At 52.4% G+C, this 20,924-nt stretch carries 19 protein-coding genes; 10 read left to right on the top strand and 9 right to left on the bottom strand.

Annotated elements, in window-relative coordinates:
* Positions 1 to 55 precede the first annotated feature (55 nt).
* From MXMO3_RS14115 to MXMO3_RS14105, 3 genes are read left to right on the top strand one after another with little or no spacing between them, the layout of a single operon-like run.
* Positions 56 to 988, top strand: a complete 933-nt coding sequence (locus tag MXMO3_RS14115) for an AEC family transporter (RefSeq protein ID WP_117396286.1) — start codon at positions 56 to 58, stop codon at positions 986 to 988.
* Entirely contained in the window at positions 985 to 1,911 is a 927-nt protein-coding gene (locus tag MXMO3_RS14110; RefSeq protein WP_117396285.1) for a 2-hydroxyacid dehydrogenase, read from the top strand. Before MXMO3_RS14115 ends, MXMO3_RS14110 begins: the two co-directional genes overlap by 4 nt.
* On the top strand, positions 1,908 to 2,405 hold the full coding sequence (locus tag MXMO3_RS14105) for a P-loop NTPase family protein (protein ID WP_117396284.1): 498 nt from the start codon (positions 1,908 to 1,910) through the stop codon (positions 2,403 to 2,405). Before MXMO3_RS14110 ends, MXMO3_RS14105 begins: the two co-directional genes overlap by 4 nt.
* A gap of 187 nt (positions 2,406 to 2,592) precedes the next feature.
* Here MXMO3_RS14105 and MXMO3_RS14100 read toward each other — a convergent pair whose 3' ends face one another.
* Together MXMO3_RS14100 and MXMO3_RS14095 are read right to left on the bottom strand one after the other, a co-directional pair.
* Positions 2,593 to 3,762, bottom strand: a complete 1,170-nt coding sequence (locus MXMO3_RS14100; protein ID WP_117396843.1) for a M20 aminoacylase family protein — start codon at positions 3,760 to 3,762, stop codon at positions 2,593 to 2,595.
* Between the two features lie 108 nt (positions 3,763 to 3,870).
* Positions 3,871 to 4,698 (bottom strand): FG-GAP repeat domain-containing protein, encoded by an 828-nt coding sequence (locus tag MXMO3_RS14095; RefSeq protein ID WP_162889287.1) that lies wholly within the window; start codon positions 4,696 to 4,698, stop codon positions 3,871 to 3,873.
* Positions 4,699 to 4,840: 142 nt separating this feature from the next.
* On the opposite strand from MXMO3_RS14095, the gene MXMO3_RS14090 reads away from it, so the two are divergent.
* The gene (locus tag MXMO3_RS14090; protein ID WP_117396282.1) at positions 4,841 to 6,031 is read left to right on the top strand and encodes an amino acid aminotransferase; all 1,191 of its coding nucleotides are present in this window, start codon (positions 4,841 to 4,843) and stop codon (positions 6,029 to 6,031) included.
* A 49-nt stretch (positions 6,032 to 6,080) separates the two neighbouring features.
* On the opposite strand, the gene MXMO3_RS14085 is transcribed toward MXMO3_RS14090, so the two are convergent.
* The 3 genes from MXMO3_RS14085 to MXMO3_RS14075 form a co-directional block, all read right to left on the bottom strand.
* A complete protein-coding gene (locus MXMO3_RS14085) occupies positions 6,081 to 7,049 on the bottom strand; it encodes an MBL fold metallo-hydrolase (protein ID WP_117396281.1) in 969 nt (322 codons plus the stop codon).
* Positions 7,050 to 7,059: 10 nt separating this feature from the next.
* Complete coding sequence (locus MXMO3_RS14080) at positions 7,060 to 7,656, bottom strand: TetR/AcrR family transcriptional regulator (RefSeq protein WP_117396280.1); 597 nt, start codon at positions 7,654 to 7,656, stop codon at positions 7,060 to 7,062.
* A 438-nt stretch (positions 7,657 to 8,094) separates the two neighbouring features.
* Positions 8,095 to 8,619, bottom strand: a complete 525-nt coding sequence (locus MXMO3_RS14075) for a hypothetical protein (protein WP_162889286.1) — start codon at positions 8,617 to 8,619, stop codon at positions 8,095 to 8,097.
* Positions 8,620 to 8,791: 172 nt separating this feature from the next.
* Between MXMO3_RS14075 and fsa the strand changes: the two genes are divergently transcribed.
* Positions 8,792 to 9,445 (top strand): fructose-6-phosphate aldolase, encoded by a 654-nt coding sequence (fsa, locus tag MXMO3_RS14070; protein ID WP_117396278.1) that lies wholly within the window; start codon positions 8,792 to 8,794, stop codon positions 9,443 to 9,445.
* Positions 9,446 to 9,463: 18 nt separating this feature from the next.
* Positions 9,464 to 10,513: an Mrp/NBP35 family ATP-binding protein gene (locus tag MXMO3_RS14065; protein WP_117396277.1), complete on the top strand. Its 1,050-nt coding sequence runs from the start codon at positions 9,464 to 9,466 to the stop codon at positions 10,511 to 10,513.
* On the opposite strand, the gene MXMO3_RS14060 is transcribed toward MXMO3_RS14065, so the two are convergent.
* Positions 10,510 to 11,622: an ATP-dependent DNA helicase gene (locus MXMO3_RS14060; protein ID WP_027833693.1), complete on the bottom strand. Its 1,113-nt coding sequence runs from the start codon at positions 11,620 to 11,622 to the stop codon at positions 10,510 to 10,512. The two genes, MXMO3_RS14065 and MXMO3_RS14060, sit on opposite strands and share 4 nt — an antisense overlap.
* Positions 11,623 to 12,090: 468 nt before the next feature.
* Here MXMO3_RS14060 and MXMO3_RS14055 point away from each other — a divergent pair, with 468 nt between their 5' ends.
* The 3 genes from MXMO3_RS14055 (at position 12,091) to MXMO3_RS14045 (ending at position 15,616) form a co-directional block, all read left to right on the top strand.
* Positions 12,091 to 13,395 carry an ABC transporter substrate-binding protein gene (locus MXMO3_RS14055; protein WP_117396276.1) on the top strand — a complete coding sequence of 435 codons (1,305 nt, stop codon included), beginning with the start codon at positions 12,091 to 12,093 and terminating at the stop codon, positions 13,393 to 13,395.
* Between the two features lie 80 nt (positions 13,396 to 13,475).
* Positions 13,476 to 14,474 (top strand): carbohydrate ABC transporter permease, encoded by a 999-nt coding sequence (locus MXMO3_RS14050; RefSeq protein WP_027833691.1) that lies wholly within the window; start codon positions 13,476 to 13,478, stop codon positions 14,472 to 14,474.
* Positions 14,475 to 14,479: 5 nt separating this feature from the next.
* The gene (locus MXMO3_RS14045; protein ID WP_245985847.1) at positions 14,480 to 15,616 is read left to right on the top strand and encodes a carbohydrate ABC transporter permease; all 1,137 of its coding nucleotides are present in this window, start codon (positions 14,480 to 14,482) and stop codon (positions 15,614 to 15,616) included.
* Between the two features lie 36 nt (positions 15,617 to 15,652).
* Here the strand turns inward: MXMO3_RS14045 and MXMO3_RS14040 are convergent, their stop codons facing one another.
* From MXMO3_RS14040 to MXMO3_RS14030, 3 genes are all read right to left on the bottom strand, one after another.
* A complete protein-coding gene (locus MXMO3_RS14040; RefSeq protein ID WP_117396274.1) occupies positions 15,653 to 16,564 on the bottom strand; it encodes a DMT family transporter in 912 nt (303 codons plus the stop codon).
* Between the two features lie 223 nt (positions 16,565 to 16,787).
* Complete coding sequence (locus MXMO3_RS14035; RefSeq protein ID WP_051213232.1) at positions 16,788 to 17,828, bottom strand: SH3 domain-containing protein; 1,041 nt, start codon at positions 17,826 to 17,828, stop codon at positions 16,788 to 16,790.
* Between the two features lie 127 nt (positions 17,829 to 17,955).
* Positions 17,956 to 19,041: a LacI family DNA-binding transcriptional regulator gene (locus MXMO3_RS14030; RefSeq protein WP_117396273.1), complete on the bottom strand. Its 1,086-nt coding sequence runs from the start codon at positions 19,039 to 19,041 to the stop codon at positions 17,956 to 17,958.
* 217 nt (positions 19,042 to 19,258) lie between these two features.
* Between MXMO3_RS14030 and bglA the strand changes: the two genes are divergently transcribed.
* On the top strand, positions 19,259 to 20,917 hold the full coding sequence (bglA, locus tag MXMO3_RS14025; protein WP_117396272.1) for a beta-galactosidase BglA: 1,659 nt from the start codon (positions 19,259 to 19,261) through the stop codon (positions 20,915 to 20,917).
* Positions 20,918 to 20,924 lie beyond the last annotated feature (7 nt).

The following is a 20,924-nucleotide window of genomic DNA, read 5'->3' as shown; positions in this document are numbered from 1 at the left end:
GCAGGGGGCAATTCTTGCATATAAGCGCCGTACCTCATCTGACGCGGATTGCTTTATGCTGTTTATCTTTAATGTCATCGCCCCGGTTTTCTGCCTTGTGGGGTTGGGTTATTTCGCCACCTGGTTCAAGCTTTTTCCGCAAGACGGCATCAAGGGCCTGATCGCCTTTACCAACAATTTCGCGGCACCCTTCTTGCTGTTCCGCGCCATGTTGACGATCGATTTTTCCTCGGCGCTCAATCCCAATCTGATCGTGCCCTTCTACATCGCTGCACTCACCGGTTTTGTCGTCGGCATCGTGCTGGCGCGCACCCAATTTGGGGCTCGCCCCGGTGAATCTGTGGCCGTGGGGTTTGCCGCGCTGTTTACCAACACAGTGCTGTTGGGCATTCCCATCATTCAACGCGCTTATGGCGAAGAAGCGCTGACCACCACCTATATGATCATCGGTTTTCACGCCCCGCTGCTAATGACCGTGGGCATGCTTACGATGGAGATGTCGCGCCGCGACGGTCGGCCGATCCGCTTTGCTTTGCGGGATGCGGGCAAGCGCATCGCGACTAACCCACTGCTGATCGGGATTGTGTCGGGGGTAGTCCTTAATCTATCCGGCCTCTCGCTTCCGCTATTTTTGGACGACACGACCAAGCTTCTGGTGCAAGCGGTGCTGCCCGCCGCCCTGTTCGGTCTGGGTGCGGCGCTGACCCAATATCGCCTATCGGCAAGTTGGCCGCCCGCACTCGCCATGGCGACCATCAAGAATATGCTGCACCCGGCACTCGCCTATCTGATGCTGGTGCCGCTATTGGGCGTGCCCATGGAGGTGGCCCGGATTGTGGTGTTGCTGGCCGCTATGCCCACTGGCATTAATGCCTATATATTCTCTACCTATTTCAATCGAGGCACTGATGTGGCGGCCACAACGGTTTTGATTGGCACGCTTTTGGGCATGTTCACCATTTCATTCTGGCTATGGGTTTTAACATGAAAAACATATTGATCGCGGGCCATCTCCCGCAAGATTGTCTGAACTTGATGGGGCAGCATTTTAGCCTTTATCGTATGGACCATGCCGATAACAAAGAGCAGTTTTTGGCTGAACATGCGCATGAAATTGAAGGCGTCAGCGGTGGCGCAATTGACGCGGCATTGATGGACAAATTGCCCAATTTGAAGATCATCGCCAATTTTGGCGTGGGCTATGACAATATCGATGTGGAGGCGGCGAAGGCACGCAATATTGTGGTGACCAACACGCCCAACCGGCTAAACGCCGCCGTGGCCGAACTTACCCTTGGGTTGATGATCGCTCTGGCCCGGCGCATTCCGAAAAACCATGAAATGGTACGCAATGGCCATTGGCCCAGCGTGAAACGGGCACCGCTGACCGGGCAATTGGCCGGCGCCAAGCTGGGCATTTTGGGGCTGGGCCGCATTGGCAAAGCCGTCGCCAAACGGGCGGAGGCTTGCGACATGGAAATCAGCTATTTTGGCCGCACGGACCAGCAAAACGACTATCTTTATTTTGATGATCTGACCGCGATGGCCCGCCATGTGGACTGGCTGGTGATCATCGCGCCTGGCGGCGAGGGGACCGACAAATTGGTCAGTGCCGAGGTGATCGAAGCGCTCGGCCCGGACGGGCATTTGGTCAATGTTGCCCGCGGCAGCATTGTGGACGAACCGGCCATGATCGCCGCGCTGGAGCAGGGCAAATTGGGCGGCGCGGCGCTGGATGTGTTTGAAAACGAACCGCATATGCCGGACACATTGCGCAACCTGCCCAATGTCGTACTGTCACCCCATGCCGGCAGCGCCACCCGCGTCACCCGCCAGCAAATGGGCGCGCAAGTGGTGGACAATCTGGTGGCCTTTTTTGACACGGGCAAAGCCCTTGATCCTGTAACATGAAAATCCATGTCACGGGCAATTCAGGATCGGGCAAGACCACCTTTGCGAAAGAATTAGGTGCCGGGCTCAACGTGCCCGTTTTCGGTCTAGACAAAATAGTTTGGCAACCAGGTTGGCAAAAAACACCACCCGACCAACGCGCTCAATTGGAGCGTGAACTGATCGAAAAACCTGCGTGGATCATCGAAGGCGTTTCCGCCCAAGTGCGGCAAGCGGCGGACATGATCGTACTTCTCGACCTGCCCCGGCCGATCGCCTATGTCCGCGCACTCAAGCGCAATTTGCCTTACCTGTTTAAAAGCCGTCCGGAGCTGCCGGAGAATTGTCCTGAGCATAAGTTGGTGCTGCAACATCTCAAGCTGGTTTGGCGCTTTCACAGCCAGACCCGACCGAATATTTTGCGGGATATGGGTTCCCCCAGGGGGCAACACCATATTGTGCGCTCAACGGCTGATGGAAATCGGGTCAAAGCGGCGTTGTTGGGCGGGTTATAGGCGTTGGTTATAGCTTACCCCAGCTCTCCACATCTAGGGGAGGGGCTAGTTGTACATTTCGGAAACGCCTGGATTCAGATTTGAATTGCTTGTGACCGTATAGTGTTAGACGGCAACTGCTACACACAAAAAAATCCCTCCCCTTGATGGGGGAGGGACATAGGATGGGTGCTTTCACCCAGATGCTTTAGCTGTTCGGCATTGCCGTTTCCACAAGCTGTGCCCAGTAGGAGCAGCCATAGGGGATGATCTCGTCATTGAAATCATATTGGTCCTGGTGCAGGCCAGCCGTGTCGCCATTGCCGACAAAGATGAAGGCGCCGGGACGTGCGTTGGACATAAAGGAGAAATCCTCCCCGCCAAGACTTGGTTCTGTGTTTCCATCCACACGCTCATCACCCACCAGCTTTTTGGCCACCTCAGTGGCAAAGGCTGTTTGATCGGCTGCGTTCATGGTGACGGGGTAGCCATCGCGGTAATCGACTTCTGCTTTGGCGCCAAAGCCTGCAGCAACAGTTTCGGCGATGGAAATCAGCCGTTGCTTCACCTGCAAACGCACATCCGGATCGAGCGCGCGCACGGTGCCGGCCAGTTCAACATTCATCGGGATGATATTGTGGGCCGAACCGCCATTAATGATGGTGGTGGAGACCACGGCAGATTGCACCGGATCCACATTGCGGGCCACAATGCTTTGCAGCGCCAAGATAATGTGAGACGCAACCACAATCGGATCGACGGATTTGTGCGGCATAGCAGCGTGGGAATCGACGCCCACCACCTTGATGTTCCACATATCCGCAGCCGCCATAATGCCGCCTTCGCGGATGGCGAATTCGCCCACGGGAATGCCGGGGAAATTGTGCATGCCGAACACTTCTTGAATGCCGAAGCGGTCCATCATGCCGTCATCCACCATGGCTTTGCCGCCTGCGCCGCCTTCTTCCGCAGGTTGGAAGATTACGGCAACGGTGCCATCAAAATTGCGGGTTTCGGCCAGATATTTCGCCGCGCCGAGCAACATGGCAGTGTGACCATCATGGCCGCATGCATGCATCTTGCCCGGTGTTTTGGAGGCGTAAGGCTTGTCGGTTTGCTCATGGATGGGCAGCGCGTCCATATCGGCGCGCAGGCCAATCACTTTGCCTGAACTGTCTTTGTTGCCTTTAATGATGCCCACAACGCCCGTTTTGCCGATGCCGGAAACCACTTCATCGCAGCCAAAACTTTTCAGCAATTCTTCCACTTTGCCCGCTGTGCGGTGCACATCATACAAAAGCTCTGGATGTTCGTGAAAGTCGCGTCGCCACGCGGTAATCTCGTCATGAAATTCTGCGATACGATTGATAATCGGCACGTTTGGTCTCCCTATATTGCTCTTGCGCGCCAGGGCGCGAAATTGAAGCTGCATAGTGCAATAAAAAAATTGGTTTGACCAGAGGTCTGTGCAACCGTCAACAGGGCCTTAGAAAATTGAGATTTTTGTTCGTTTTGCCGAGCGCAGGGGCACGTTCAACTTGCCGTTTTTCAACGTTACTGGCCCGTCAATCTCTGACGCCAGATTGAATGTGCGCAAAACCTTAAATCCATTGGCAAAACTGACTATATGCAGGCTCTTGCGGTTCGCACCGGGCACGATTAAATCTGTAACGCCATCAGCGTTGAAATCAGCCTGGGCGGAAAGCCTTTGTTCACGCGATCCCAAGCGGTGGTTGGAAAACCCAGCATGGGTTGAAACCAGCGAAAGTCCGTCATTGGAAAAGCGCCAGAGCTGCAATTCCTTCGCCAAATGTGGTTTGGACACCAAGGCAATTTCCACTTGCCCATCACCATCGAAATCGGCAATGCCCGCCGGGTTCAACCAGCGATTGGGCTGGCCGATATAGGGCGTTTGCGCGCGCAGGGTGATGTTGCCGGGGCCCAGATCATATATCGCTAGCGATGCGCCTTTTTGGACATGGCTTTGCACCAATATCAGCTCCTCGCGACCGTCGCCGGTAAGGTCAATCAATCTTGGCACCCGATCTTCAAAAACCTCTGTCGCGGGCAGAGTGAAATCCGATTGCGCGCCATCTTCATAAGTAACGCGAAAACCAGCAGCTTCGAACTGATCGCCCAAAACAAAATGCGCATAGCGTTGCGTCGGGCCGATCAGCTCAACTGACTGCACTTTCGTCTTGCCCTTGGCCACCTGGCTGTGGGGCAGTTTTTGCGCCCATGCAGAGGAGAGCGAGAACGCAGCAGCAAGCGCGATCAGTGTGAGATTTAGGGCACAGCGGTGAATTGGTTGCAAAATCTGGGGTCCCATGCGTCGAATGGATGATGAATCTATCTTGCCAAACGGGTGAAATCGCGTGCAAATCACTTGCACGTGAAACCATAAACGCCTACCAAAGTGCAGCGAACAAAGCGAACCCACAAAAGTTGGAAAGACAATGTTTGAAACTTTAAAACCCGCCCCGCAAGATAAAATTATTGCCCTGATTGCTGAATACGCAGCTGACGAGCGCGACAGCAAGATTGACCTTGGCGTGGGCGTCTATAAAGACCAAACCGGCAACACCCCGATCATGACCGCAGTGGCAAAAGCGGAAGAGCGCCGGGTGAAAGAACAAACCACCAAAACCTATGTTGGCATGGCCGGCAATGTTGGCTTCAACAACGCCATGATCGATTTGGTTTTGGGCGACTCTGTTTCGCGTGACCGCGTGCGCGGCGCACAAGCGCCCGGCGGCACCGGCGCGCTGCGCTTGATCGCCGATCTGCTCAACGTGGCCAAGCCAGGCGCAACCGTTTATCTGTCTGACCCGACATGGCCAAACCATGTGCCTTTGATGAGCGCAGCAGGGCTGAAAACCGCAACCTATCCTTATTTTGATGCGGAAACTGGCCTCGTGAAGTTTGATGAACTTTGCGCAGCGCTGGAAAAGATGACAGCTGACGACATCGTGTTGCTGCATGGCTGCTGCCACAACCCAACAGGCGCCAACCTGACCGATGAACAATGGGACAAGGTTGTTGAAATCGTGCAAAAAACCGGCACATTTGTGTTGGTGGATATTGCCTATCTCGGCTTTGGCGATGGTTTGGAGCCAGACGCATATGGCGTGCGCAAACTGGCCAGCACCCTGCCGGAATTGGCCGTTGCCGCATCTTGCTCCAAAAACTTCGGGTTGTACCGTGAGCGTGTTGGCTGTGCGATGATCATCGGCGCCAATGAGGAAGTGGCAAACATCACCTTCTCACAATTGCTGAGTGCCGCCCGCGCCAACTATTCCATGCCACCTGATCACGGCGCAGAAATTGTGCGTATCATTTTGAATGATGAGGCCTTGCGCAAAGAGTGGGAAGACGAACTGACCCAAGTGCGCAACCACATGGTGACCATCCGCGAAAAACTAGCCGAAGCCATGCGCCAGCGCTCCAACAGCGCCGACTTTGACTTCCTGGCCGAACACCGCGGCATGTTCTCCTTGCTCGGCATTTCCCAAGACAAGGTTGAGCAGCTCAAAAAAGACTTCGGCGTCTATATGGTGGGCAATTCCCGCATGAACATTGCTGGCCTGGGTATGGACAAAATCGAGCAATTTGCCGATGCCTTGGTGAAGGTGACCCGCGAGGGCTAACGTCATCGAAATCAATTGATTAAGGGCGCCAATGGCGCCCTTTTTTTGTTTATTCAAATGCGGGATACGCACTGATCTGCTTGACCACATTACCATCGTGGGTGGGCACGATCATTAAATCTGGATTGGCCTTCATGATTTGCTGCAAAAGCCAAACTTGATCATGCACCATGGGCACATCATGATCGACAATGTTTTCAGCAAATGGCAAACGCGGATGGGCTTTTTTAATCGCTTCGATTGACCAGCTTGTATCGCCGATAAAGAAATAGCGTTTGCCACTGGCGGCTGTGACAACAAAGCCCATACTTCCAGCAGTGTGTCCCGCCATCGGCACGGCAATAACGGTTCGATCCCCAAACATATCTTTGGATTTATCGAACGGGCCATAGGGGCCATCGGTGAACTCAAGAAATTCCCATTCGGTCTCCGGGTTGATCAGATATTCCTGAAAGTAGGATTGGTTCTCCACGGCCTCTTCCCGCGCGGCGTTCAGCTCATTTTCCGTCACCAAAATCGGCGTGTCTAAAAAGTCAGGGATGATGGCCGCATGGTCCCAATGCAAATGCGTGAGCGCGATAAAATCAACGTCGCTCTGGCTTTTCCCATTTGCCGCCAACAGTTCTTTGGCGGTTTCTGTTGCGGTGTACGCAAAGAGGTTTTCATAGAAGAAGTTGAAATTTTCGGCATGTTCACGGGCAATATTGGTGCCAATGCCGCCTTCCAAAATGAAGGTTGATCGCGGATGTTCGACTACAAAACCGGAATAAACGCTTTGGTGTTGTTCGAAGAAATTGCCGCCGGTATAAATCAGCGCCTCGGGGGAGATATTATAACCCGTGGAGAATTGAGAAATGCGAATTTCGCTGTTCTGCGGCGCAGCTGGAAATTCCAAAGTTAATTCCATCGGCTCGCGCGGTCCTTCAATGGTGCGGGGCCAAGTTTGATAGGTGATCATGCCGCCAATGGCCAGCACAATTGCCCCGGCGGCGAGCGCCGAGATATATCTCTTTTTCATGGGATACGCCTTACTTTAGATATTTACTCAAATGGTACTGCACCCGTTCCAGCGGTTGCAGCGATTTTTGCGTGCGCGCCAAAATCAACGCACCTTCAAGGGCGCAAAAACTAAATTGCGCCAATTCATTAGCCTTCTGTTCGTCCATGCCGAACGCGATAAATCGGTCTGCCGCCAGACTCTGCCAATGGACATAACAAGCGGAAATAGCAGCGCCGATCTCAGCTTCCTGCGCGCTCAACTCCAACGCCAAAGTGGAAACGGGGCACCCTTTTTCATAATCTGACTGCACCAGATTTTGAGCAAAGCCTTGCACCAATGCAGCGATAAAGCTGTCCAAACTGTCGCTTGCAGCACCAGCTTGCCGAATGCCTTCGCCAATTACCTGCTTCGCCTGTTCAACCACTGCAATGGCAATGTCATTCTTGCCCTTGGGGAAGTGATAATAAATCGACCCTTTTGGCAGATCTCCCGCAGCGCAAAGCTCATTTAGCCCCACAGCCACAAAGCCTTTGCGCTGGAACAAATCCATCGCAATTGTGGTCAGTTTAGATTTTGTCGTTTCGCCTTTGCGCCTGCGGCGCGGGGTCGTTTGTTTTGTGCTCATGATATTTTATATAGACCAGTCGTCATAAAATGCAAGGAAAATTGTTGCTGAGCGGTTTTGCGGTTGAGAAGCGGGCGGATGGGAATAGGAGCGAGCCGCAAAAAGGCGATGACATTGAAAGACAAATGACCCTGGGCACGTTGATATTGCACCATGCCTTACCGGAACATGCCGCGACGGGACGCGATCCCGAAATAGACGGAATGCTTGGTTCAAGCCGCAAAGAGGTGACGCCACTCACTTTAGCGGAATGCGATGATGGGGTGAGTGAATCCAACACTGCCGACGAGTGTGGGCCATTGATTGCAAGGGAGCTTTCAAGCGCTGTCGCTTGCACTCTTATGCTTGCGGCACAGGTATTGCTATCAAAATTACAACGGAAGAGTTCATCATGGCATTCAGAATGCGCTATCAGGAAATATCACGCGGAATTGCAGCTCACGAGCGCAATGCTGTTTGTGAGATGTCCTCTCGCAATCCGGCAAGGAAGCTCTCAACCTTGGCGCGCAGATTGGCAGTTGAGATCTTATGCAAATCTTCTTGTTGGATAGATAGTGCCTCCAACTCGTCCTGGTGCGCCTGTCTTACACGTTCATGGTGGGGCGGGAGGTTGAGCTGTTTTGCTGCTTCGAGCATAGAAATCAACCCATGCAATTTCTCGACGAGAGAGAACGCTTCGAACATCTTGTCAGCCAGTTCCGGGTGGTCACGCCAGGATTTGCCGCCAAATGTTTCGCCAGCTACCCGTTGGCCTGCGCCAAAGCAATTATAGCGGACGCAGCCGGAAAACCCGTTTGTGTCCAGTTTTTCGTGAATGTTGCACAAGTGGTTCTCAGCCAGATGATGACAGGCGGAACCCGCTTTTTTATCAAAAGCGAAATGTTTGCCTTTGTCGAACGCAAGGGCCACACAGCAAAACGCTACACAGTTCTGACAATCTGGTTCCAATGAAAATGCCGCCATATGCATGTGCTACAAGCGCAAGAGCCGACAAACAAGAGATTTATTTTTTGACCAAGTGATAAAAATATTCTAGCTTCGGTTACATATTGACGGCCAACATGGGTTTTGGCCTTGCGAAACGCCAAACAAGTATGAGACAAGGCATCAACAAATTTAGACAATCGGGTGCAATATGAAATTTTTCGTCGACACAGCAGAAGTCGCTGAAATCAAAGAACTCAACGAATCTGGCCTTTTGGATGGTGTCACCACCAACCCAAGCCTGATCGCCAAATCCGGCCGTGACTTTATTGAAGTGGTGAAGGAAATTTGTGACCTGATTGACGGTCCTGTTTCCGCCGAAGTGGCCGCCACAGACTATGAAGGCATGGTGAAAGAGGGCGATTATCTCGCCTCACTGGCCGACAATGTCGTGATCAAACTGCCTTTGACCATGGATGGTTTGAAAGCCTGTCGCTATTTCACCAATAAGGGCGTGAAAACAAATGTGACCCTTTGCTTTTCCATCAACCAAGCCCTGTTGGCCGCCAAAGCTGGCGCAACTTATGTGTCGCCCTTTATTGGTCGCTTGGATGACATTAACTTGGATGGCATGCAGTTGATCGAAGATATCCGGACGGTTTACGACAATTATGGTTTTGAAACCGAAATTCTGGCGGCATCTATCCGCTCAGCCAACCATGTGAGCGATAGCGCGCTTGCGGGTGCTGATGTGGCGACAATCCCACCAGCAGTGATCCGCAAACTGGCTGAACATCCATTGACCGCAAAAGGCCTTGAAGCCTTCGTCAATGACTGGAAATCAACCGGCCAATCAATCCTTTAAGGACTTAGGGAACGCATTATGTCAGATAAGGCGCTGGAACAATCAGTGCGCAACGCACTGACCAATATCAATTTGCCTGGCGGAGGCGTGCTGTCCGAATTTCCGGGCCTTTCTGACGTGATTGTGACGCAAAGCGCAGTCGCCTTCGCGATCACTGTGCAGCCCGGCATGGAAGCCGCATTTAAACCGATTGTTGATGCCGCGAAAGAAGCTGTTTCCGGTGTGGCTGGCGACAAAAAAGTGATGGTGTCGCTGACCAGCGACAAAGCGGCGGCGCAAAAAGCGCAGAGCGCAGGACAACCCAAGCCAACCGTGCAAAAAGAGCCGGTTAAGGGCGTTAAAACCGTGATCGCGGTGGCCTCGGGCAAGGGTGGTGTGGGCAAATCCACCACCGCTGTTAATCTGGCCCTGGCCTTCGCCCATGAAGGCAAAAAGGTTGGCATTCTCGATGCCGACATTTACGGTCCATCCATTCCAAAACTATTGGGCATTCATGGCAAACCAGCCGTGCGTGAAGATGGCATTTTCGCCCCCCACGAAGCCTATGGCCTCAAAGTGATGTCCATCGGCTCGATGCTGGAAGGTGATCAGGCTGTGATGTGGCGCGGCCCCATGGCCAGCTCCGCACTCAAGCAATTGTTGCGCGAAACCGACTGGGGCGAATTGGATTTGTTGGTGATCGACCTGCCACCCGGCACAGGCGATGTGCACATCTCACTGGTGCAGCAAGTGGAGATGACCGGCGCAGTGATTGTCTCAACGCCGCAAGATTTGGCGCTGATTGATGCCCGTAAGGCCATCGATATGTTTGCCCGCACCCAGACCCGCATTTTGGGTCTAATTGAAAATATGAGCTATTTTGAATGCCCCGATTGCGGCAGCCAACATCATATCTTTGGCGATCATGGTGCGGAGAATACGGCGAAGGAATTGGGTCTGAAATTTTTGGGTGGCATTCCATTGCAAATGGCCATTCGTGAAAATTCAGATAGTGGTAAGCCCGTTGTGGCCACAATGCCGGAAAGCATTGAAGCCAAAGCATTTTTGGATATTGCCAAAAGCCTCTAGCGAACGATGGTGATTGTTTCCGCCGCCCGCGTAATGGCCGTATAAAGGTGCCGTGCGCGGTCTTCGCGGAAGGCATAGCTTTCGTCGAACAGATAGACATTGTCCCATTGGCTGCCCTGTGCCTTGTGCACGGTGAGCGCGTAGCCAAAATAGAACTGGTCCAGCTCGCGCTTGACGGGCCAACTCAACTCATCTTCGCGGCCCTCAAAGAACTTCTCATGAGTCTTGATTTTGGCCCGCGTGCGCCGATCACCAGCATCATCGGGCGATAGCTCCATTTTGATGATGCCCTTTTTCTTCTCAACCATCTCCTCAATGCGCCAAAGTTGGCCATTGAGCAGCTTTTTCTGATGGTTGTTGCGCAAGCAAATCAGCTTATCGCCGACCACGGGAATCTGCGCCGGAAGGTGCTTCAACTCGCGCACACGGTCATTATAGGTGAGGCGGGTGGCATTGGTGCCGCAAAGGATTTGATCGGCCGCCAGCACTTCGTCGCGGTCGACATCGCGTTTTGAAATCACCTTGCTTTCGCCATATCGGCCATGTTCCAGCATTTCGCCATTGCGGATGGCCATAGAGAGCTGAATGATCGGGTTATCCGCCGCCTGACGGTGAATTTCAGTGAGCATAATGTCCGGCTCGGCATCGGTGAAAAAGCCCGTGTCATGGATGGGGGGCAGCTGGAACGGATCCCCCAACACCAAGATTTTCTTGCCAAAGGACATAAGGTCACGCGCGAGTCCTTCGCCGACCATAGAGACTTCGTCAATCACCACCAGGTCCGCTTTTTTGACTTCGCTGTCGCGATTCAGCTTGAACTCGGGCGAACCGCCTTGCGCGTCGTCCTCATCTTTGCTGTCCACATATCGATAGATCAGCGAATGGATGGTGCTGGCGTCGGTACAACCGCGCCGCCGCATCACCATTGCCGCCTTGCCGGTGAAGGCCGCGAACACAACTTTGTCGACACCTTCGGCCAGATGAACAGCCAAGGTTGATTTGCCCGTGCCAGCCCAGCCAAAAAGCCGGAAAATTTGCGGTGCATCCTTGTCCGCGAGCCATTTTTCGACGGCGCGAAGGGCATCTTGTTGTTGTGAAGACCATTGCATAGATTGGGGCCAAAATCGGTGAAACAAAGCGTGAAAACGCCACCTTAAACGAGTCGGCGCACTTGCGCCATACGCGCTCAAATAGGTGGGAAAATGAGGCCGAAACGGCAGCCAATTCTTGTGAAATTTTCAGCTTTAATTTTCATCTCAATTTCCATCGTTCGCAACGGCAAACTGACAAAATGAGAGAGGCGAGTAGAATCGCGCGGGTGGCGCCTAAATGAAAATTTTCTGCGTAACTATTTGTATTAATGTAATAAAATTTGATTTGTCTTTGCTGAATTTCTCTACTTGGCAACCTCTAACTTTTGTGTAAACTTATGCGGGCAGGCTTTTTGAGCCCTTTTTCGACGAGTTTCCAAAACGTTTTGGAATTTGGGTCGATGGGAGAATTGGCGCTCGGTAAAACGTCGCCGCTGCAGGGCTCAGAGCGAATATTATTTTGATGCACCGTATTGGGAGGAATGCATGCAAAGATTTTTGATTTCAGGGGTTTCAGCACTGGCACTTAGCCTGGGTATGGGCTCCGCCGTGTTGGCGGACAGCCATTCTATGGATTTGTCAGGTGAAACCATCACTGTTTTTGGCCCTTGGTTGGGCGTGGATAAGGAGCACATTGAGGCCGTTTTAGCTCCATTCGAGGAAAAAACCGGCGCAAATGTTGAGTATTCAGGATCTGACAGTTTTGAGCAGCAGATTGTGATCGATGTTCAGGCGGGGTCCGCACCAAACATTGCGATTTTCCCTCAGCCCGGTTTGGCAGCTGATTTGGCGTCCAAAGGCGGACTAGTACCGTTGGAAGACGACACGACAGAGTGGGTTAAGGAAAACTATGCTGCAGGTCAATCTTGGGTCGATTTGGGCTCATATGAAGGCCCTGATGGCAACAAAGACCACTATGGCTTCTTCTATAAAGTCGATGTGAAGAGCTTGGTTTGGTATTCACCAGACAACTTCGCAGATATGGGCTATGAAGTGCCTGAAACCATGGAAGAATTGCTCGCCCTTTCCGAACAGATTGTGGAAGATGGCGGCACACCATGGTGCATTGGCTTGGGTTCAGGCGGGGCCACAGGTTGGCCAGCAACTGACTGGGTGGAAGATATTATGCTGCGCACCCAGCCACCAGAAGTTTATGACCAATGGGTAGCCAACGAGATTCCGTTTGACGATCCTCGCGTGGTGGAAGCCATCGAAACATTCGGTACATTTGCCCGCAATGATGATTGGGTAGATGGCGGCAGCGCTGCTGTTTCCGCAACCGACTTCCGCGACAGCCCAAAAGGTCTGTTTGAAGTGCCACCTAAGTGCTACATGCACCGTCAGGCCTCATTCATCCCATCCTTCTTCCCTGAAGGCACTGAACTGGGCACAGATGCAGACTTCTTCTACTTCCCTGCATTTGAAAGCAAGGATCTTGGCAAGCCAGTTCTGGGTGCGGGTACATTGTTCGGTATCACCAAAGATTCCGAAGGCACACGTGCATTGATTGATTATCTTCAAACCACTGAAGCGCACGAAATTTGGATGGCGCGTGCGGGCTTCCTCACACCGCACAAAGGCGTGGATACATCTAAATACGCCAACGACGCATTGCGCGGACAAGGCGAAATCTTGCTCAACGCCACAACCTTCCGCTTTGACGGTTCAGATCTGATGCCAGGTGCGGTTGGTGCCGGTTCGTTCTGGACAGGCATGGTGGACTATGCCGGTGGCAAGCCAGCAGAAGAAGTTGCTGCGGAAATCCAGTCCAGCTGGGATTCCATCAAGTAACAAATTCGATTGGAAAGGCGCTGCCGAAGGGCAGTGCCTTTTCACCAAATTGTTCGTTTTGCTAGTGAGGGAGGAGCAAAATGATTGCGCAGATTTTAAGCGCAACCCAAACGGTTATAATTGGGGTTGCCGCGTGTATTCTTTATTTTTGGGGCACAAACTGGGTTCTTGATCGCCTGATGGGCGGTGCAACAGCTTCGGTAGCGAATGAAAGTCGCCGTGCGGCCATCCGGCCTTGGGTTTTCCTAGCGCCAGCTTTATTCTTTCTCTCTCTTTATCTGGTTTATCCTGTTTTCGCGACGCTGTGGCTAAGTTTTTTTGACGCGGGCGGAGACGAATTTGTGGGTTTTTCCAACTTCTTGTGGGCGCTCGGCGACCCAAATTTCCAACAGTCGGTGTTCAACAATTTGCTTTGGTTGATTGTGGTTCCGTCTTTTGCCACGGCCTTTGGCTTGGTGATTGCGGTGATGGCCGACAAGCTGTGGTGGGGTAATATTGCCAAAAGCCTGATCTTTATGCCTATGGCGATTTCATTCATCGGGGCCTCTGTGATCTGGAAATTTGTCTATGACTATCGCAGCGGCGACAGCGAGCAAATCGGTATTCTCAATGCGATCGTTCAGGGCATGGGATTTGAACCGCAAGTGTGGATACAAATTCCGTTTTGGAACAATTTCTTTTTGATGGCGATTCTGGTGTGGATTCAAACTGGCTTTGCCATGGTGATCCTGTCGGCAGCTTTGCGCGGCATCCCTGAAGAAACTCTCGAGGCCGCGCGCATCGATGGGGCCAATGATGTGCAGATTTTTTTCAACATTATGATCCCACAAATCTTTCCCACCATTTTGGTGGTCTGGACGACCATTACGATTTTGGTGCTCAAAGTGTTCGACATTGTGCTCGCCATGACCAATGGCCAGTGGGATACGCAAGTGCTGGCCAACTTGATGTTTGATTGGATGGTGCGTGGCGTTGATTTCGGGCGATCTTCAACCATTGCCTTGGTGATCATGATCGCCGTGTTGCCCATTATGATCTGGAACATCCGACAAGCCAATAAAGAACAGGGGACACGCTAATGCGCATGGATATGTCACGTTTTCTTACCCACGCTTTATTGCTGCTCATGGTTGTGCTGTGGACATTGCCCACCGTTGGTCTTCTGGTGTCATCGATCCGCGATAAAGACCAATTGTCGGTGACCGGTTGGTGGTCTGCCTTGACCACGACAGAGCGCACAGATCAGGGCCGCACCGATGCGGCTGCCGCCCAAGTGCAAGAAAATGGCCAATATGTCATTTCCGGCGACTTGTTTGATGGCGATGCCGCGGGGCGGCAGATCCAGTTTTTCGGCGTCACCAACAGCACCTATAATGACAATGCAGCTGGCAGCACGATTACCCTTAAAAATGGTAGCAACCTGACCGTCAATGCGGACGGCAGCTACCGCTGGGTATCCGCCGAACCTTTTGAAACAACACGTGGTCAGCGCGTGCTCTATATTGCGGAAACGCCGCCGCGATTTACGCTGGAAAACTATGCAGAAGTGTTGGAAAGCGAGGGCATTGGTCGCTCATTCATCAACTCGTTCACGGTGACCATTCCAGCCACAATCATTCCAATTCTGATTGCGGCATTTGCCGCCTATGCTTTGGCGTGGATGCAGTTTCCCGGGCGGAGTGTTTTGGTGGCCGTGGTTGTCGGGTTGCTCGTCGTGCCGCTGCAAATGTCGCTCATCCCGATCTTGCGCCTATATAATGGCGTGATGCCGTTGTTTGGCGCAGAGAGCAAATCCTATCTCGGCATTTGGCTGGCGCACACCGGCTTTGGCTTGCCGTTGGCCATTTATTTGCTGCGCAACTACATGGCCAGCTTGCCCAAAGAAATCATGGAAAGTGCGCGCATGGATGGCGCGTCACACTTCAACATTTTCACCACCATGGTGTTGCCCTTGTCCTTCCCGGCGCTGGCATCGTTTGCCATTTTCCAATTCCTCTGGGTGTGGAACGACTTGCTGGTGGCCACCGTGTTCTTGGGCAACAATGATCGGCAATTGGTGCTGACCGGGCGTTTGCGCGAACTGATCGGCTCACGCGGCGACAATTGGGAAATTCTCACCTCCGGCGCATTTATTTCAATCATCGTGCCGTTGGTCGTGTTCTTTGCGCTGCAACGCTACTTTGTCCGCGGCTTGTTGGCCGGTTCGGTCAAGGGCGGCTAACGCCAGTCTTCAACTCAGAAATGGCGGCCCGGCGCTTCAGCGGCGGGCCGTTTTATATTGGGTCCATAAAAATCGTGTGGCGGGCAAACCAATGCCAACGGCCATCAACCCCAGCGCGACAATCTCCAAAGGAATGGGCAGTTCGCCCAATGCCAATGCCCCCAACAATGCTGTTGTGATGGGGATGCCAACAAGGAACAAAGATGCGGTTTGTGACCCCAAGTGACGCGCGGCAAAAGTGGTCAAGAACAACGCGATGGCACCAGCGAGAACGCCTTGGATGATCGCCTGCGAAGCAATTTCGGCCATGGATGCGGCAAATAGATTGCTGGGCATGGCCAAAAACATCGGGATGGTGAGCGGCCAGGAGCACCACACGATGCCCGCGGTGACGGCCAGAGGATCGATTTCCAGATCACGTACGGTCAAGCTAAAATAGGCAAATCCGGCGCCGACCATAAACAAGATAAGATCGCCCGGTAAGGCCCATGGATTGTAGATCAAATCGTAGCAAACGAATAAAGCCATGCCGGTGCCGATCAATAAAAGGCTAATGCCGCTATGGCGTGAGATGGGCGCCTTAAACGCTAACAGACCCAAGATCGAAGAAAACAGCACCACGGATGATGGTAAAATGGCAGCAGCATGCGCCGCTGGGGTGAAGCCCAAGCCAATATTGATCAAAAAGGGGTAAGGCGCGCCCGCAAGTGCGGTGAGCAAAATGATCCTTGGCCAACCCAGATTGAGAAATGCCCGCACATGCCGCTTGCGCAAAAAGGGCAAAAAGAACAGGCCCGATGCGAAGATCCGCAAAATCGTCAAATCGGTTGAGGTGAGGCGGGCCAACTCACCTTGCGTTGTCAAACTGAACCGCGCACCCACAAACTGCAGGGCATAAATGCCGATGGTGCTTAATCCGGCCAAAATGGCAAGCAGACGGATATTCATATGAACCTAGAGCGCTGAAATGGCGGATGCCAATTATGACGGGGAGTGGGCGCACAGGATAGCGCCATATCTGCCAACTATGGATGAAATGCCGCCGAATGCAAGCAGGCTTGCGCCCAAACAGGGGCCTCAATTGCGATGATTTGTCATCACATAAGCTCAAAATTGCATAAAAAAGCCCGGCCAAAAGGCCGGGCAGGTGAGAATGGAGGTATCAATATTTCTATTTCCAGGTGGTGTATCCCAGTTTCATGGTGGTGCCGGCATAGCCGTTCAACCGGAATTGTGAGATGCGACCCTGATTGGTTTTAACGCATACATAAGAGCCAACTGGCATTGCCCAGATTGAGATAGGGTTGCTGGAGAAACTCTCTGTCTTACAGCCAGCATAGCCGCGGTTGGATTTGTCGCCCAATGCGAGTTTTGCGCCATTGCGAGGTTCAATATATTTCTCAACCGGGTTCACAGCGTGATACCAGATGTCCGCACCAGGGCTGCCCACATTGCCATTGTCGAGGTTCGCCATAAAGCTGGACTTCAGATTAATCGGACCGGTTGAATGTGTAACCGGAGCAACAGGCAACGGCACTGGAATGAAACCAGTAAAGATGCGCAATGAAGACGCTTTGTTGCGGATTGACACAGGCAAGCTTGATTTGCTGCTGGTGTAGTTTTTACAAATCCCACCAAGGTTGGCGTTGCGGCACAAGCGGGCTTTGGCACTGCCATAAAGCTTCACAGACGCAATGTTGTCGTTAAAGGTGCCATCAAGTGTGTTCAACACAGCGGGACCGTGACAGAATTCACTGCCTGTGAAATTGGGGCCTGTATAGAAGCAAGCCACATTGCCAGCTGGTGGCGCAGGGTCTGGATCAGGTGCAGGCGCAGGATCCGCAGGCGCACCGCCGCTGTCGCCGCAATTAATGCTGAGGCTTGGGCCGCCAGAACCGATATTGAATGAGAAGCTGCAATCTTCGCCGGAGCCGCCACTCGAACCGCCGCTTACGGGTTCAAGATAGTTTGAGCTAACCCAACCATCTGGGCCTTCATGCTCAATATAGCACCAGCCATTTTCAGCGCATTCGTTGATTTCGACATTTTCGCCGGGTGTTAGCGTGTCGACCACACTGAAAGATGTACCCGGACCTGTGCGCACATTCAGCGCGGCGGTAGACTGTGCCGATGTCGCGAATGCGGCTGCGGTAGACAAGATGAATGTTGTTGCAGCAAAGCCAGCTGCGATAGTCATGTGTTTGAAGGTCATTTTCTCTCTCCCATTTCCAAAGCTGCCAGCATTGACAGTAACCTTGAAAGCCAAGAAAGCAAAATGCGCCTGAACAATTCCTGAATGCAGGCGTTGGGAAATATTTATGTCAGTATTGAACTAAATTTTATTTGGCTTGCTCGACCTCAAAACAGTCGGGCACCAGATGCGCCGGCAAGTTCGGCCTGAGCTTTATGCGACCGGGTATTAATTCACCGCTGGGCGCACCTTTATTCTGGATGCGCTGCATCAATTGGCGCACCAGCGCATGGCCACTATCATTTAGCGGGGCGCGGACAAAACTGATCTTATCTTCTAAATGGCTGACATCCACATGGCGCAATTCATCGTCCATGGTTGCGATTTCTAAATCCTCGCCGATGGTGCGGCTTGAGCCTTCAATTGCAGCTTGCCCCTCAACGGCCATCACAGCGGATGAATAAATGATGGCGGTGATCGTCGGGTCTTCAAGCGCTTTTTGGCTCAGCTGGAAGCCCGCATGCACCATGGGGTGAACCGCGTTGTAGATCGTTAGACTGTCCGGCGCTAAGTTCATTTTTTCTAACGCTGCTTGTGCGCCGCGCCGCCGCTCAACGGCAAATGAATAGTGTTCATCGCCATTGATAAACGCAATATGCTTGTGCCCAGCGCCAATCAACACGGTCGTCAATGTCTCGAACAGGCCAAAATTGTCGATGTCGACCCAGGCATATTTATCTGATCGCGCTTCCCGGCCATGCACGACGAAGGGGATATCAGCGTCCAATAAATAATCGATCCGTGCATCGTTCGGTTGCGGCAGTTCTAAGATAAACCCATCAACGCTTTGATCTTTGACATAGCGTTCATAAAGGGGAATGATTTCTTTCTCGGCGCCAGAAGCGAACACCACGTCGTAATCATAGTTTTTCACTTCGCGCAGAACACCAGCAAAAACCTCGACAAAGTGTGGATCGACAAAGTGCTGCGAGCCATCGCCCTTGATCCAGCCGATTGAGTGCGATTTTTGCGTGACCAAACGTTGCGCATTCCGGTTGGGTGTATAACCCATGTCGCGTGCGGCCTGTTGCACACGTTCACGCGTTTTTGCGCTGACATCCGAATACCCATTCAAGGCGCGCGAAATTGTTGTGATCGAAAGATCGAGCTCTGCCGATAGGTCTTTGATCGTTACCTGATCGCGCTCACGTCCTGTTGGGCCATCATCGTGCATCTGCTTGTCGCTTCCCCGGCCTGGGTGTTTTTCGTCAATCCGTATTTTTCCAGACCGAACTTTCAACAATCGGTTGACGAGGGCAATATTAACCCGCTAAAAATAATCTACCAAAACGTTTTGGAAAAAGAAATACCAACAGTTTTGCGTCCCATTGCAGTGGGAAATTGCGATTGGGACAGAGAATAAAGCGACGACAAGAAATCAAAGGGTATTGATGAGCACCTTCGCCTTGCAAAATAGCGCCAAAGATAAATGGCAGAAACAAAAAGACTGGTGGCGCGGCGCGGTCATCTATCAAATCTATCCTCGGTCATTTCAAGATGCGAATGGCGACGGGATAGGCGATTTGCGCGGCATTACAGATCGGCTGGATTATGTCGCTGATCTGGGTGTGGATGCCATCTGGTTGTCCCCCTTTTTCACTTCGCCAATGAAAGACTTCGGCTATGACGTTTCCAATTATCGCGATGTGGATCCGATATTTGGCACATTGGCTGATTTTGACCAATTGTTGGAAAAGGCGCACAGCTTGGGCTTGAAGGTCATGATCGACCAAGTGATCAGCCACACTTCTGATTTGCATGATTGGTTTGAACAAAGCCGCCGCGATAAAACAAACGAAAAGGCCGATTGGTATGTGTGGGCGGATGCCAAGCCCGATGGGTCGCCGCCAAACAATTGGCTTTCCATTTTTGGTGGATCGGCATGGACATGGGACCCGCGCCGTTGCCAATATTATTTGCACAACTTCCTCGCTTCACAGCCGGACCTTAATTTCCATAACGCAGAGGTGCGTAAAGCGCTGTTGAGCGAAGTTCGGTTCTGGCTGGACCGTGGCGTGGATGGTTTTCGGCTCGATACGGTCAATTTCTATGTGCATGATGCGTCGCTGCGCGACAATCCGGCTTTGCCCAAGGATCAAATAAATTCCACCATCGCGCCCGCGGTGAACCCCTATAATTGGCAAAATCACCAATTTGACAAAAGCCAGCCCGAAAATGTCGACTTCTTGGCAGATTTGCGCGCGGTGCTGGACGAGTATGACCACATCACAACCGTTGGTGAGATTGGCGATGCCCAGCGCCAATTAGAGCTGATGGCCGAATATACGTCCGGCGGCAACAAGTTGCATATGGCCTATACGTTCGACTTTTTGGGTGGCGAGTTTAAAGCGCCATATTTTGCCGAACGGATTAAAGAGCTGGAAAACATCGTAACCGACGGCTGGCCGTGCTGGGCATTTTCAAACCATGATGTGGTACGTCATGTGTCGCGGTGGGCGACGAATGAGCGTGACCACAAGGCGTTGGCGCGATTGAGTGCAATGCTCTTATTGTCCTTGCGTGGTTCAGTTTGCCTTTATCAAGGCGAAGAACTGGCGCTGCCTGAAGCGGACATCGCCTATGAAGATCTGGTTGATCCATATGGTATTGAGTTCTGGCCGAATTTTAAGGGGCGTGACGGCTGTCGCACCCCAATGGTGTGGCAGAAAAATGGTCCCAATGCGGGCTTCAGTATTGCGAACAAAACATGGTTGCCCGTGCCGCGCGCGCATAAAGACTTGGCGGTAGATCAGCAGGGCGACGAAAGCATCTTGCGGCTGTACCAAGACTTTCTGCGCTTCCGACGCGACCACAAGGCATTGACAACAGGGGCCATTGAAAAGGTCTCGGCGACGGATCAAATACTGTCTTTTGAGCGGACCGCTGATGATGAGCGTTTGTTGTGCCTTTTCAATATGTCCGATGAGGCCGCGGAAATTGCGCTAGACATGAACAACATTGCCGACAGCGATTGGCCGCACGCGGCCGAACGCACAGATGCAGGACTTAAATTACCGCCGCTAGGCGCCTATATTGGAGTGATAGGGTAAACCTTTG

Source organism: Maritalea myrionectae (assembly GCF_003433515.1).
In the GTDB taxonomy this organism is placed as follows: Bacteria; Pseudomonadota; Alphaproteobacteria; order Rhizobiales; family Devosiaceae; genus Maritalea; species Maritalea myrionectae.
This window is presented reverse-complemented; position numbering and strand designations above follow the sequence as displayed.